This is a genomic window from Thermoanaerobaculia bacterium (genome assembly GCA_035260525.1).
In the GTDB taxonomy this organism is placed as follows: domain Bacteria; phylum Acidobacteriota; class Thermoanaerobaculia; order UBA5066; family DATFVB01; genus DATFVB01.
The window spans coordinates 1-13,853 of the sequence record DATFVB010000095.1 but is presented as its reverse complement, the minus strand read 5'-3'; the positions used below and the strand labels follow the sequence as shown (position 1 = coordinate 13,853).

The following is a 13,853-nucleotide window of genomic DNA, read 5'->3' as shown; positions in this document are numbered from 1 at the left end:
TGGATCTCCCTGGGCTCGTAGCTCCAGGCATGCTCGCGGAGCTCGATCACGCGCGACGGCGAGCCGAGGCCGGCCATGCTCCGAGCGGTCTGCCGCCGCTGGTTGCCCGATCCGGGGCCCGCGAAGGTGCGGACGTAGGCGGCGAGGTCGTAAGCCTGCCGCGGCGTCATGAGCCCCGCGTAGGAGGGCATCGGCGTGCCGTTCAAGCCCGTCTGGAAGGTCCGGACGATCTCGCGGTCGGTCCAACCGGTCCGGAAGGCCCCCGGGTTCGTGAAGTCGCGGGAGTTGATGCGCCGTCCCTTCGCGTCCTGGAGCGTCAGCGCCGACGGGCCGTCGCCGCGGCCGTCGTCGCCGTGGCACTTCGCGCACTGCATCTGCTGGTAGACGAGCTTGCCGCGCGCGGCGTCGCCCGGCCCGGGCGCCGAGGGGATCGCCGCCATCGTCCGCGACGGGACCGACGTGAAACGCGGCGAGAACGTCTTGACGTAGTCCACGAGCGCCCAGCGGTCGTCGGAGGAGAGGAGATAACCCCACGGCGGCATCCCGGTCCCCGAGGCCCCGCGCGAGATCGTGCGGAAGAGGTCCTCGTCGGTCGGGAGCTCGCCCGCCGACGTCGTCCGGAACTTGAACTCGGCCGTCGTGAAGTCGCGCGGAGGCGGCGTGAGGAACGGCGCGCCGAACCCGTCGCCGGCGCCGTCCTGTCCGTGGCACTGGATGCAGTTGGCGCGGTAGAGCGCGCGGCCGCGCTCGACCGTCGCCGGCGAGAGCGCCGGCCGCTTCGCGATCGGCACGTCCAGGAACGCCGGCGTCATCGACGTGAACGCCCGCTCCGCCTTACGCGCGCATCCGGACGCGGCGAGCGCCGCCGCGAGGACGACGGCCAGGCCCGCCAGGGAAGCTCTCCTCATACATCCTCCGCTCGTGTTCTTCTTCATGCCGCGAGCGTAGGCCCCGGGGCGCCGCGCCCCCATGATCCACGTCATAGGAAAACGGGCTTTTTCCGCCGGTTTTTTCCGCGCTTCTGGATGATTTGCATCATGTCCGTCCCCGGAGGTCGCGCCTACTCTGACGGGGAGAGGGAGGAACCCATGCTTTCACCCGTCGAACTCGAAATCGAGCTCTTCTGCCGGGGGGTCCGAATCGACCCGTCGTGCCATACCGACGAGGACGCGCGGCGGATCGCCCGCACGCGCGCCGGGCTCGGCTCCGGCCTCGAGCTCGTCCTGCCGTCGCCCCGCAAGGACATCTGGATGAACGCGCCGGTCCTCGAGTCGTTCGCGCAGCGATCGCCCTTCCTCCTGCAGCGAGCCGGGACCTACTTCGTCGAGGACGTTCGCTCGGGCGTCCACTACCCGGTCGAGATCCCGGCCGAGCCGGAGTGGTACTCGCGGCGCACGACGACCGGCGTCGAGATGAGCCGCATCGGCGTCCTCCAGGGGAACTACCTCGGCATCTACGTTTCGAACTCGTGCCTGTACTGGGCGTCGAGCCCTTCCCGGGCCTGCAAATTCTGCACGACCGGCAAGAACGTCGGCGTGACCGAGCAGTCGCGCAAGAAGGTGGAGGACGTCGTCGAGGTCGCGCTCGCGGCCCGCGACGAGTCGGGATCGATCTTCACGCACTTCAACACCGGCTATCACTTCGAGGACGTCGACAAGCTCGAGCCGATCCACGGCCTGCGGCAGTGCGAGCCCTTCGTCCGCGCGGTGCGCGAGCGCGTCGGCGGGTTCATCGGCGTGCAGGCGCACCCGGTTCCGAAACGCAAGTTCGGCGAGTACGACGCGCTCATCGACGCCGGCACGGACCATTTCTCCTTCTGCTACGAGTTCGAGGACCCCGAGTGGTTCGCCCGGCTCTGCCCGGGGAAGGCCGAGACCGTCGGCCAGAAGGGTTTCTTCGAGGCGATGGAGTACGCCTCGAAGAAGCTCGGCGCCGGCCGCGCCTCGGGCGAGATCATCGCGGGCGTCGAGCCGATCGCGGCCACCAAACGCGGGATCGACCGGATCGTCGACGCCGGGGCTTTCCCGACCGTCTGCATCTTCCGCCCGACGGTGGACAGCGAGATGGAGAACGTTCCCTCCCCCGATCCGGACGAGATGAAGGAAGTCTTCGCGTATCTCTACGAGGCTTGCCGCCGCTCCGGGATGCCCGTGGGCGTCCTTCCGATCGAGGTCTCGCTCGTCGTGCAGCCGGAGGAGGCGGCCGACCTCGTCGCCCCGTCGCTCGCGACCCGCTTCTACGAGGCGAAGCTCTCCGCGATGCGGGCGCTCGCCCGCCCGTACATCGCCTGGAAACGCAAGCCGCGGGCGGCATAGGCGCCCGCAGAAAGTAAGACCGGCCATGTCTCTGCGATTCGGGCGCTCCGGCGCGACGGCGGCCGCCGCCCTCCTCTTCGCGCTGCTCCTCCCCTCGCGGCCGGCAGCCGCGCACTGCGACACGCTGGACGGACCGGTCGTCGCCGACGCACGCGCGGCGCTCGAATCGGGAGCGGTCACGCCGGTCCTGAAGTGGGTCGCCCCCGGGAGCGAAGCGGAGGTCCGCAAGGCGTTCGATGAAGCTTCGGTCGTGCGGCGCCTCGGCCCGGACGCGAAAGCCCTGGCCGACCGCTCGTTCTTCGACACGGTCGTGCGCCTGCACCGCGCCTCCGAAGGAGAGCCGTTCACCGGCGTCAAGCCCGCCGGAACGGAACTCTCTCCCGCCGTCCGCGCCGCCGACCGTTCGTTCGAGAGCGGGTCGGCGGACGAGCTCGTCCGGCTCGTCGCCGAGCGCAACGCCGCGCTCCTCCGGGAACGGTTCGCCCGCGCCCGGGAAGCACGCCGGCATGCCTCGGAAAGCGTCGCGGCGGGACGGGAGTACGTCCGCGCGTACGTCGAATACGTCCACGCGGCGGAATCCCTCTTCGACGTCGGCGCCGAGCCGGCGGAAAGCGAACATGCGCGCCGCTGAACGCCGGCATCGGAATCCCGGCGCCAGCCGCGGGATTGGAAGGAGGCCGCTATGACCGGTTCGGACTGGGAGATCCTCGGAGTGATCGTCGCGGGGCTGCTGCTGGTCGTCGTGCCGGTGGCCGTCGACGCCTACCGGCGCTTTCGGAAACCGCGCTCGCTCTTCTGCCCCCGCACGGAGGGCCCCGCGGGCGTGCGCGTCGACGCCGTTTCGGCGGCGATCGGCTCCGCGTTCGACCGGCTCCCGATGAAGGTCGCCGCGTGCTCGCTCTGGCCCGAGAATCGCGGATGCGGGCAGGAATGCCTGGCCCGCGTGCGGGCCGAAGAGATCGGCGAGCCGCAGACGGCGCGGTAACTCCCCGAGGGCCGCGGTTCCGAAGGCCGCCTCGCGCGCTCAGCGCGCGGGCTTGCCGATCCGGCGGGACAGGTCACCGTAGGCGTCCTCCATCGTCGCCGCGCCCGAGGCCAGGCGCCGCCAGTGCGCCGCGAAGACGCCGCGGCGCGGAAGGGCCGGGAGCGCGCGGCGCGCGTCCCCTTCCGCCAAGGCCCGCCCCGCCGGAAGCGGCATGGCCGCGAAGGCGCGGGCGTAGAGTCTGGCGGCTTCGCGGAGATCGCCGCGGCGATACGCGAGGAACCCGGAGAGATAGAGCGCCTCGAAGGATCGCGGGTTCGTCGCCGCGACGTTCCGGAACGACGCGGCCGCGTCTCCGATCTTCCCCTCCGCGAGCGAGATTTCGCCCATCCGCAGCACCCATCCCGTCTCCTCGCCGTTGACCTCGCCGGCGGCGCGGTAATGATTCCGCGCGGCCTCGAGATCCGAGCCGGACCCCGCCGCGTCCTCCGCGAGCAGATCGCCGAGCGCTCCGTGCATGCGGGCGCTCCGGGGCGCCTCCGCCGCGAGCCTCTCGAAGGCCTGACGCGCCGCCTCCCGGTCTCCCGTCTCGAGGAGCAGGTTCCCGAGCGCGTACAGGCTGTCCTCGTGCCGCGGGTTCAACGCGAGGGCCTGCCGGTACGCGGCGATCGCTCCCGGCGCGTCTCCCGCGCCCGCGAGCCCCCTCGCGTGCGCGTAGGCATCCCAGAAGGCCACCGGGCTCGTGCTCCCCGCGGCGACCGGCATCGCCTCCGCTCCTCCCTCGACGAGCCGGTACGCGCGGCCGGAGGCGAGGTTCGTGAAGGTCTGCGTCGCGCCGGAGGGCCACCGGACGGAGACGCTTTCGGCCCGAGCCGCGCCGCCGAGGCCGAAGATCGCCTCGGGAGCGTTCTGCGAGAGGTACGAGGAGCCGGCGCCGATCTCCCGGACCTGCCGGCGGCCCCCCGCGGTCACCGTGATGCGCGTGCCGTACGCCGAGCGGTTCGAGCGGGTGCCCTCGCATCGGAACGCGATGCGGCGGTTCGCCGGTCCCCCCTCCGCCTTCAGCAGCAGGAGGTCCCCTCCATGGACGACGACCGCGATCTCCTCCCGCAGGTCGCCGTCGACGTCGGCGACCGCCAGTCCCCGATGGACGCGGGGAACCGTCCAGACCTCGCCCGATGCGGGGGCGACGTCGGCGAACCCCCGGGCGCCGAGATTCCGGAACAGGCGCATCGGCATCGGGACGAGCTTCCGCCGGTCGGACGGCTCCTCGAACGTCGACCCATCGGCGACCGCGAGGTCCGGCAGGCCGTCGCCGTCGACGTCGAGGAACGCCGTTCCCCAGGCGATGTCGTCGGTCGAGACCTCCCCGAGGCCGAACCGCTCCGCCGCGTCCTCGAAATCGAGGCGGCGCGAGGGGCCGGAGAGCAGATGGTTGACGTACAGGGCGTTGGCTTCCGCGATCCAGTGCGTGACGAACATGTCGAGCGCGCCGTCGCCGTCGACGTCCCCGACGGCGATCCCCATCGCGCCGCGGTAGTCCGCCACGTGGGCGTCGTGGCCGCCGTCGGCGAAGAGTCCCGCGCCGGAGTTGACGTAGAGCGCTCCCTCGGAGACGTCGTTGGCGACATAGAGGTCCGGCTTCCCGTCGTCGTCGAAATCGGCGAAGGTCGCCGAGAGGCTGCGCCCCTCCGGGTCGGAGATCCCGGCTTCCGCCGCCATCTCGCGGAACCGTCCCGCCCCTTCGTTGTGGAAATAGAGATTCGCGATGGGCGGGTAGGAGGACGGGTTGATCGTGAAGGGGCTGTCCGCGGCGCCGAATTTCGACATTCGCCGCGCGTCGGCGGGATCGAACCGATAGTCCACGTAGCCGCAGACGTAGAGGTCGAGGCGCCCGTCGCCGTCCGCGTCGCCCCACACGGCGCCCGTCCGGAACCCGGCGAACGCGCCGACGCCCGAGACCCGCGACACGTCCTCGAACGTGCCGTTGCCGCGGTTGTGGAAGAGGCGGACGCCGCCGAAAGACGTGACGGCGAGATCGGGATAGCCGTCGTTGTCGTAGTCCCCCCACGCCGCGCCGAGGTACGTGCCGACGAGACCGCCGAGCCCCGCTTCCTCGGTGACGTCGACGAACGCGCCTCCCATGTTGCGGTAGAGGCGGCAGCCGCCGCCGGCGCGCCGGAGATCGCGAGCGCTCATCGTCAGCGGGCCGGTGGTGTCGGCGACGAAGAGGTCCCACCATCCGTCCCGGTCGTAATCGCCGAACGCGACGCCGGACCCCATGTCCTCCGGCAGCTGCGTCGAGCGCGCGCCCGCCGAGAAGTGCCGGAACGCGAGACCGGACTTGCCCGCCGCGTCGCGCCAGCGGATCCCCCAGTCGACGCCGCCGGCGCGCCGGCCGTTGACGTCGGTGATCCCCTCGACCGGCTCTCCCGGCCGATAGGGCGCCTCTCCTCCGCCGCGCGTCGCGAAGAGTGCGGCCGCCGCGGCGATCAACGCCAGGGCGGCGGCCGTGACCGCCCGCGGGTGGGTGAAGCGGCGAAGCCGCGAACGGCTCATGCGGCCGGGACGATCCGCACGACCGCCCGGGCGCGGGCGAGGTCGGTGATCGGCGCGGAGAGCCCCTTCCCGGGAAAGAGGAAGTCGACGAGGAACTGGTCGAGCTTCCGGTAGTGGAGGGTCGCCTCGATCGAGAGCGTCCCGGCCGGAGGATCCGGGACGACGAGATCGCGGACCGGCGCGGGTCTCCCTCCGGAGGAGGGGCACGGGAACGTGTACTCGGCGACGTCGGAGTACCCCGGGAAGAGACTTCGCCGGTAGCGCACGCCGACCATCTCCCAGAGGTTGTGGCGGTCGATCAGGTTGCCGTACCGGTCGACCGGCTCCGCCTTGAAGAGGAAGGTGCCGGGCGGAATCATCCGCTTCGCGTCGGGGCGGCCGGAAGAGAAGACGACGGTCCCGGAGACGTCTCGCACCTCGATCTCGACCCACGACTGGATGAGGTCGAGCGGACCGGTCGGATAGTCGTGGCCGACCTTGTTCGAGGTGATGATCGCCCGGACCCGGAGCGGTCTCCCCGCGGCCGCGTGGTCGGGCGCGTCGAGCGCGAGCGAGACCGCAGGCCCGTTCGCCCATTTCGAGGCGATTTCCGGAATCGGGTAGGTCCCGTGCAGCCATCGGTCGACGAGGTCGACCTGCGCGCGGCCCCCGGGGAGCTTCAGGAGGGCGGGCATGTACTGGTTGGCGCCGAGGAAACGGTGGCTCCGGTGCTTTCCGTCGTCGGCGGCGCGGTTGTAGTCGGCCGTGTCGCCGGCGGAAGGCTCCGGCCCGCCGAGGAGCGGCATGTGGCACTCGCGGCACTCGATCGTGCGGCGCGGGTCGCCCGGGTGGTTCCACTTGCTCTTGCGCCAGTTGTCGTACTGGTTCTGGAGCTGCACCCATCCGAAGTTGTTGACCTCCTGGTCGACGAACTGCTTGTGGCACGCGGCGCAATATTCCGGCGTCTTGAAGAGCCGCTTCTCGAGCGACGCCACGTGGTGCTCCGGATACGCGCGGATCAGGAAATCGGAGACGAGGCGCGCGGCGCGCGAGGGCGACGTCTCGAAGAGATACCGCTCCGGCGGATGCACGACGTAGTTCGCGTTCCCCTGCACGTCCGCCTTCCCGACCGAGTGGCAGGACAGGCACGAGACCCCCTCGTTCATCCCGGCGTCGCTCGTCAGATCCGCCTTGAAGACGGTCTTCGACCCGGAAAAGAGCGAGATCGGATCGTGGCATCCCCCGCAGTAGCGCGTCGACTCGGGGCCGTTCTGCCGCGCCATCTCCTCCTGGACGCGCTGGAACGCCGGATCGAGCGCGGCCCAGCGGTGCGCCGAGACCGACCACTCACGATAGATCGAGGCGTGGCATCCGGAAGCTCCGCACCCCGCGGACCCCGACAGCGCCTCGGGCAGGAGCGCCCCGTTGTTCTCCGTGCGCGCCAGGCTCGGCGCGAACGGCCGGTTCTTGCCGAACGGCATCCGGTAGTCTTTCGGGAAAGCCCCGGCGCGCCGCGGTCCGCGATGGAGGAGGGCCGCCGGGAACGCGGCGAGCAGGAGCGCGGCCGGGACGAGCACGGCCGCCGCGAGATACCCCTCGCGGAGCCGCGCGGCGCGCGCCGCGAGCTCCGGCGACGCGGCCCGGCGCCGCCACAGCGGCCAGAGGTGGGCGACCGCGAAGACCGCGGCCGCGATCGACGGGATGAGATGGACGTTGCGGATCCACCGGGGCACGCGGTCGGAGAAGAGCGCGAGGCCCCCCACCCAGAGCCCCGAGACCTCCGCCGCGGCGACCGCCGCGAACGCGAGCCACCCGAGCACCTTGGCGGGCGTGAGGGCGTCGCTCCGATAGTCGCGCCAGTGCCGGAACAGGTAGACCGACAGCGGCAAAAACGACAGCACGCCGGCCGCCGAATGGAGGAGAACGGTCCACTCCGCGAGCGCCGAGAACGGGACGAACCGCAGCGGAAGACCCGTCAGGAGGAGATACGCGATCGTCCCTCCGGCGAAGCGCGAGAGCGCGCCTCCCCAGCCGGCGACCCTTTCCTCCGCGGTGCGAGGGGGCATATTCATGAGCTCTCCATCAAGAATTGCCCCCACCGTACGCCGCGGCCGGAGGGCTGTCAAGGCGTGCTATGGTGCCGAAAAATGCGGAACGGACCCCGTTACGACGCCGCCGCCGAGGGGCGCGCGCTCCTCTACTCGCGGACCTGCCAGCACGCTCTCCGCGCGGCGGAGCGGCTGGCCGCCGCGCAGCACGCCAATCCCGGAAGGCTCATGGTCCAGTCGGAGCTCGCGATCGAGGTCGGCATCTCGACGACGTCGCTCGCCCAGATCGTCCAGCCGCTCCGGAAGGCGGGGATCGTCCGGGCGCGCCGCGGCCCCTTCGGGGGCGTCGCCCTCGCGAGGCCGGCCGCGGAGATCCGGGTGCTCGAGGTCGTCCGGGCGATCGACGGATTCGGTCTCGCCGGGCGCTGTCTCCTCGGCTTCTCGGAGTGCACCGACGAGACCCCGTGTCCGGCGCACCCGGTCTGGAAACGGGCGCGGGCGCTCCTCGAGAGGCAGCTCGAACGCCGCTCGCTCGCCGATCTCGCCGTGTCGGTCGCCGGAAAACGCGCGCGAACGCGGCGGCTGGCGCGCGAAGCCGCCGCCGTCACTCCCCGGCGCTGAGCTCGCGGAGCGCCGCCGGGCGCAGGATCAGGAACCCGCTCTTCTCCGTCTCGACGAGGCCGTCCTTCTGCCAGCGGCTCATCACGCGGATCGCCGTCTCGATCGTCGTTCCGATCAAGTCCGCGATGTCCTGCCGGGAGAGGGCGACGGGAATGAAGATCGTGCCGTCGCGTTTCTGCCCCGTCTTCGCCGCGAGCGTCAGGAAGAGGCGCGCCGCGCGGTACTCGACCGAGCCGAGCATGTCCGCGAGATGCCGGTTCAGGTTCATCAGCCGCATGGTGAGCCCCGCGAAGAGCCGCCGCGTGATCTCCGGACGTTTCTCGAGGAGACCGAAGAACTGGTGCTCGGGGATCGAGACGATCCCGCACGCCTCGAGGGCCACGGCGGTCGCCGGGAAGGGCTTGCGCTCGAAGGCGGCGACCGCGCCGACCGGCTCCCCGGGACCGAGGATCTCGAGGATGAGGTCGCGCCCCGGGCCGGCCTTGACGATCTTCACCCTCCCCAGGAAGACGAAATGGATGCGCTCTCCGGGATCTCCCTCGCGGAAGATCGTCTCCCCCTTCTCGTAGCCGCGCATTTCGCACAGGGGCGACAGCGCTTCGCGGTCCTCGGGCCGGAGAGACGCGAGGATCGGGATCGCTTCGAAGGGAATCGGGGGGCGCGGAGGCACGCGCCGATTATAGTTTCGGCCGGCTCCCGGCCGCGGCCCGCGCCGCCACCGCGGAAGGCTTCACCGGCCCGGCCGCCGCGCGCCCGGGCGGCTCGACCAGCAGGTAGAGGTACGCGGCCGTGACCTCCTGCGGCGACAGGTAGTCGAAGACGGGCATCCGGCCGCGGGTGGCCGAGACGTTCGGCTCGATCAAACCTTCGCGGACTTTCCGGACGACCTCCGGGCACGTGCGCTGCTCGACGAAGAACGCCAGCGGAGGCGGGTTCCCGTAGCCGACCCGGTATTCGAAAGCCGTCGTGGGGGTCGCGGCGGCGTCGTGGCAGATGTGACAGGTGCCCTTCACCAGGAGCTCCCCGACGCGGACCACGGGCTCGGAGATGGCCGGCGGCTCCGGCCCCGGCCCCGGGACCCCGGAGAGCTCCTTGACGTAGGCGATGAGACTCTCCGTCTCGTCGCGGCCGAGCTGCGGGAAAGGCGGCATCTTCTCCCCGCCGTTCCGGATGCGGTTCCGGAGCGACGCTTCCGCCTCGGCGGCGTTCCTGGCCAGCATCGCCTCGTCCACGGGGAGGCCGCGTTCCTTCATCTTCTGGCGGAAGAACGCCGCGGAGGTCGCCCGCGCGAGAGCGGTGACGGGAAGGACCTCGGGAGGAGCGCCGCTGCCGTCCTCGCGGTGGCACGACTGGCAGTTGAGCCGGTAGAGGTCCTTCCCCGTCAGACGGAACGGGGCGTTGAGCGACTCCGAAATCGCCGGCCGCTCCGAAGCTTGTGATCCGGCCGCGGGACCCCAGCGGCCGGTCCCGCCGAGAGTGGTGTTGTCCAGGGAAAGACGGAGATGACGCACCCAGCTCTCGCCCGTGACGGGCGACGTTCGGACCAGAGCGTCCGCGGGAGGAACGGGCGCCCGCGTCGCCGACGGCCGCGCCGCGCGCCCCGCTCCCGCGGCGATCGCGGGAAGGAGGAGGGCGGCGAGAACTCCGCCTCTCCGGCCGTCGGGGGCGCGGCGCGGCCTCATTGACTTCAGCGCGAGAGCTCGAAGTCGACCTCGGTCGCCCCGGCGACCTTCGCGGGCTTCTCCTTCGCCTTCATCTTGGGGTGCCAGATCTTGACCGTGTAGGCGCCGTCGGGCACGTTCGCGATCTCGTAGCTCCCGTCGCCGTGCGCCTGCGCGTAATACGGCGTCGGGACCGCGACCACGAAGGCCTCCATCTCCGGGTGGACCTTGCAGAGCAGCGTCGCGGCGCATTCCTTGCCGAAGGTGTGGCTCTTCGTCTGTCCCTTCGGCCACGTGCCGAGGTTGAACTTCCCGGCGCACGCGTCCGGCGTGAACACGTTGTGGAGCACGGCGTCGGAATTCAGGAAGTCGACGGTCGTGCCGACGAGGATCGGAAGGACGCGGGGCACGAACGTCATGTTCAGCTGGTTCATCTTCGCGTGCGCCGCCGGCGCCGGAAACGTCTTTCCCGGGATGGCGGCGACGTAGACGACGGCATCGGCGCAGTCGCGCGCCCCCTTGCAGGCGACCTTGCCGTGGATGTCTCCGGCCGCGAGCGGAAGAGCCGCGGCGGCCGCGATCAGGGTGATCAGGATCCTCTTCATGTTCTCTCCTTCAGTAAGCGAATCGGAGGACCGTCGCGAGCGTGTAGTTCTGCGACTCGCGAAGGTCCCGGTTGTATTCGATCATGGCCTTGATGTTGGCGCGAATCAGGAAGCTCGCGTTGGCGTTCAGGGTCCGGATCGAGGGCGTCAGCGGATCGGCGACCCGGAGGTTCTCGTACCGCAGCGAGAGCTGGAACGGCGGGACGATCACGTAGTCGGCCTGCGCGAACCACGCGTCGTACGTCCGGGTCGTGGTGTTGAGCTCGGACAGCGTGTCGGGATCGCGGAGGTCGAGCTTGTCCGTGCCGTGGAGCGCGACGCCGAAGAGGTTGAGGTCGCCGAAGTAGAGCGACGCGTACGCGCCGATCCTCCCGTAGTGCTCGTCCCGCATCTTGAACGGGTTCCCCTCGTCGTCGGCGACGTCGAAGAAGTCGACCTGCGAGCCGTCGCCGTAGTAGCCGAGAACGCCGACGCGGAGCGACCGCTCCCGCCAGTTCTCCGGGGGGAGCGTGACCCCGGTCGTGTCGCCGTCGAGCCCCATCCCCCCGAACTTGTAGTCGACGCGGGCGTAGACGTCCTTTCGGCTGCTGCTCCCGAACGTGTCGTTCGGGCCGCCGGGCCCGATCGGGCTGCCGTAGCCGATCGTGTAGAAGAGCCGGTGGGCGGCCACACCGTACATCTCGATCGCGCGCATGCGGTCGGGCAGGCTCACGCCGGGCCCCCCCTCGGAGAGCCCGGTCCCGCCGCGGACGCCGATCGGGCTGAACGCGAACAGCGTGTCGACGCCGTTGTCGGTCATCAGCCACATCTCCTGGAAGCCGTCGTAGAGGTCGGGCGCGAACTTGCCGATCTTGAAGTTGACGAGGTGCTCCGGCCCGACGACCGAGTCGAGGTCGAGCCGCGCGTGCTCGAGCTCGGTATCGCTCCCGCCGTCCGGCCGCTCCTCGAAGGTCACCTCGCCGAAAAAGCTGAAGTGCTTGCCGAGCGTGCCGGCCGAGAAGAGGTTCGCCTCCTGCGGGAACTGGAAATCGTTGTGCGTGATCTGCCGCCCTTCGTCGTCGCGGCTCGAGGAGTAGATGTCCGCCATCTTCACGTTGATCGCGACCGGGGCGTACGAGGGGATGTCGCTCGGATAGACCATGGCCGGCCAGATCCGCTCGTACGCTTCGGAACCGAGGGAGACCGGCTTCTGTTTCACCTGCTCTTCCGTCTCGAGCGGCATCCGGTATCCGTTCAGGCGGAAGGCTTCCCCGAAGGGGTTCAACTTCGGAAAGATCGCGTGGCAGGTCTGGCACGACGTCTGGTACTTCCGGGAGAAGACCGGGACTGCGCCGGCCGGGCGCGGGCCGCCGAAGACGAGGAGGATCGCCATTCCCAGGGGTAACGCCGCGAGGGCTCGCCGGTGATGTTTCTCCATTGCACCTCTCCTGTTCTTGATGCTCATGGTCGCCCGGGAAGGCGACGCCGGGAATAGAGCAAATGCATCATACGCGTCATAGGTTCCGGGCGGGCTCCGGCGCGCGGAGCGCACGGCCGTTTCGGGCGGGGCGCCGCCGCCCGGCTCGATCGGAGGGACCGACGATGACGGCGGCCGGATCGATGCTGATCAGGGGCACCGCACGATCGAGGACCGGCCGGGAGAACGGTTTCGTCATGATCCGGGCCGAGGATCTCGCGGGAAGGAGCACGATTGCGGCGGCCGCCTCCCGCAAAAGGACGCGGATACCCCTTGTCCCCGGCCTTCGGGGATGTTAATACCTTGACGAAACGAGTACGCGTTTTCACGGGCCGCCGGCTTGGCGGGAAAGGGTGTGGAAATCGGCGAATGAGCGAGCTACGGGATTTCTGGAAGAGCCTGGTGGGCAAAAAGCAGGTCATGGCCGTCACCGGCGTGATCCTGACCCTCTTCATCATCGGCCACCTCGTCGGGAACCTCCTCGTCTTCGCGGGGCCGGGGCCGTACAACGACTACTCGCACTTCCTCAAGCACGGGATCATCGAGATCCTTTGGATCGTTCGGCTCGTCCTGCTCGTCTCGCTCGTGCTCCACGTGGTCGCCTCCATCCAGGTGTCGCTCGCGAGCCGCCGGGCGCGGCCCATCGGGTACGCCGTCAAGAAGAACATCGAGACGACGTACGCGGCCCGCACGATGATCTGGAGCGGGCCGCTCCTCTTCGTCTACGTCGTCTACCACCTCATGATGTTCACGTTCCTGACGACCGGCCCCGGATACAGCCCGACCGACGTCTACCGTAACGTCGTGCTCTCCTTCCGCGACCCGGCCATCTCCGCCGTCTACGCCGTGGCGATGATCCTGCTCGGCATGCACCTCTACCACGGGGCGTGGAGCATGGTGCAGACGCTCGGCGCGGGCTCGCCGAAATACCATCCTCTCCGCCGCGCCGCGGCGCCGGTCTTCGCCGCCGCGATCACGGCGGGCTACATCCTGATCCCCGCCGCCGTCATGCTCGGCTGGGTTTCCTGAGGTAAACGAAATGGATCTCGACGCACGCGTTCCTTCGGGTCCGATCGAGAAGAAGTGGGACAAGCACCGCTTCGACATGAAGCTCGTCAACCCCGCCAACAAGCGCCGGTACCGCGTCATCATGGTGGGGTCCGGGCTCGCGGGCGCCTCGGGCGCCGCCTCGCTCGCGCAGCTCGGCTACGAGGTCGAGTGCTACTGCTACCAGGACAGCCCCCGCCGCGCCCACTCGATCGCCGCCCAGGGGGGCATCAACGCGTCGAAGAACTACCAGAACGACGGCGACAGCGTCGAGCGCCTCTTCTACGACACGGTGAAGGGGGGCGACTTCCGCTCGCGCGAGGCGAACGTGTATCGGCTCGCGGAGCTCTCGATGGCGATCATCGACCAGTCGGTCGCGCTCGGCGTGCCGTTCGCGCGCGAGTACAGCGGCTATCTCGCCAACCGGTCGTTCGGAGGGGCGCAGGTCTCGCGCACGTTCTACGCGCGCGGCCAGACGGGGCAGCAGCTCCTCCTCGGCGCCTACGCGGCTCTCGAGCTCCAGATCGCCCTCGGGCAGGTGAAGATGTTTCCCCGCCACGAGATGCTCGACCTGGTCGTG

General features: G+C 70.1%; 13 protein-coding genes. 6 read left to right on the top strand and 7 right to left on the bottom strand.

The features are described from left to right. On the bottom strand, positions 1–908 hold a 908-nt coding region (locus tag VKH46_04505; protein ID HKB70081.1), incomplete at its 3' end, for a c-type cytochrome. A gap of 180 nt (positions 909–1,088) precedes the next feature. Between VKH46_04505 and VKH46_04500 the strand changes: the two genes are divergently transcribed. The 3 genes from VKH46_04500 to VKH46_04490 are packed head-to-tail and all read left to right on the top strand — an operon-like array spanning position 1,089 to position 3,300. Then, on the top strand, positions 1,089–2,315 hold the full coding sequence (locus tag VKH46_04500) for a radical SAM protein (GenBank protein ID HKB70080.1): 1,227 nt from the start codon (positions 1,089–1,091) through the stop codon (positions 2,313–2,315). A 25-nt stretch (positions 2,316–2,340) separates the two neighbouring features. Further along, positions 2,341–2,946, top strand: coding sequence for a DUF6448 family protein (locus tag VKH46_04495; GenBank protein HKB70079.1), 606 nt, complete (start codon positions 2,341–2,343; stop codon positions 2,944–2,946). A gap of 51 nt (positions 2,947–2,997) precedes the next feature. Further along, positions 2,998–3,300, top strand: coding sequence for a hypothetical protein (locus VKH46_04490; GenBank protein ID HKB70078.1), 303 nt, complete (start codon positions 2,998–3,000; stop codon positions 3,298–3,300). A 39-nt stretch (positions 3,301–3,339) separates the two neighbouring features. Here VKH46_04490 and VKH46_04485 read toward each other — a convergent pair whose 3' ends face one another. Together VKH46_04485 and VKH46_04480 are read right to left on the bottom strand one after the other, a co-directional pair. Beyond that, positions 3,340–5,856 carry an FG-GAP-like repeat-containing protein gene (locus VKH46_04485; protein ID HKB70077.1) on the bottom strand — a complete coding sequence of 839 codons (2,517 nt, stop codon included), beginning with the start codon at positions 5,854–5,856 and terminating at the stop codon, positions 3,340–3,342. Further along, a complete protein-coding gene (locus tag VKH46_04480; GenBank protein ID HKB70076.1) occupies positions 5,853–7,907 on the bottom strand; it encodes a multiheme c-type cytochrome in 2,055 nt (684 codons plus the stop codon). The genes VKH46_04485 and VKH46_04480 overlap by 4 nt, the downstream gene beginning before the upstream one ends. Before the next feature lie 75 nt (positions 7,908–7,982). Between VKH46_04480 and VKH46_04475 the strand changes: the two genes are divergently transcribed. Beyond that, the gene (locus VKH46_04475) at positions 7,983–8,504 is read left to right on the top strand and encodes an Rrf2 family transcriptional regulator (GenBank protein ID HKB70075.1); all 522 of its coding nucleotides are present in this window, start codon (positions 7,983–7,985) and stop codon (positions 8,502–8,504) included. On the opposite strand, the gene VKH46_04470 is transcribed toward VKH46_04475, so the two are convergent. From VKH46_04470 to VKH46_04455, 4 genes are read right to left on the bottom strand one after another with little or no spacing between them, the layout of a single operon-like run. Continuing rightward, on the bottom strand, positions 8,488–9,174 hold the full coding sequence (locus VKH46_04470; protein ID HKB70074.1) for a Crp/Fnr family transcriptional regulator: 687 nt from the start codon (positions 9,172–9,174) through the stop codon (positions 8,488–8,490). The genes VKH46_04475 and VKH46_04470 overlap by 17 nt on opposite strands. 7 nt (positions 9,175–9,181) lie before the next feature. Next, positions 9,182–10,186, bottom strand: coding sequence for a cytochrome c (locus VKH46_04465; GenBank protein HKB70073.1), 1,005 nt, complete (start codon positions 10,184–10,186; stop codon positions 9,182–9,184). A 5-nt stretch (positions 10,187–10,191) separates the two neighbouring features. Further along, positions 10,192–10,770, bottom strand: a complete 579-nt coding sequence (locus VKH46_04460; protein HKB70072.1) for a hypothetical protein — start codon at positions 10,768–10,770, stop codon at positions 10,192–10,194. Positions 10,771–10,780: 10 nt separating this feature from the next. Then, positions 10,781–12,187 (bottom strand): hypothetical protein, encoded by a 1,407-nt coding sequence (locus VKH46_04455; GenBank protein ID HKB70071.1) that lies wholly within the window; start codon positions 12,185–12,187, stop codon positions 10,781–10,783. Positions 12,188–12,595: 408 nt separating this feature from the next. Here VKH46_04455 and VKH46_04450 point away from each other — a divergent pair, with 408 nt between their 5' ends. Next, a complete protein-coding gene (locus VKH46_04450; protein HKB70070.1) occupies positions 12,596–13,255 on the top strand; it encodes a succinate dehydrogenase cytochrome b subunit in 660 nt (219 codons plus the stop codon). A gap of 10 nt (positions 13,256–13,265) precedes the next feature. Then, positions 13,266–13,853: FAD-binding protein (locus VKH46_04445; protein ID HKB70069.1), on the top strand; the 588-nt coding region annotated here is incomplete at its 3' end.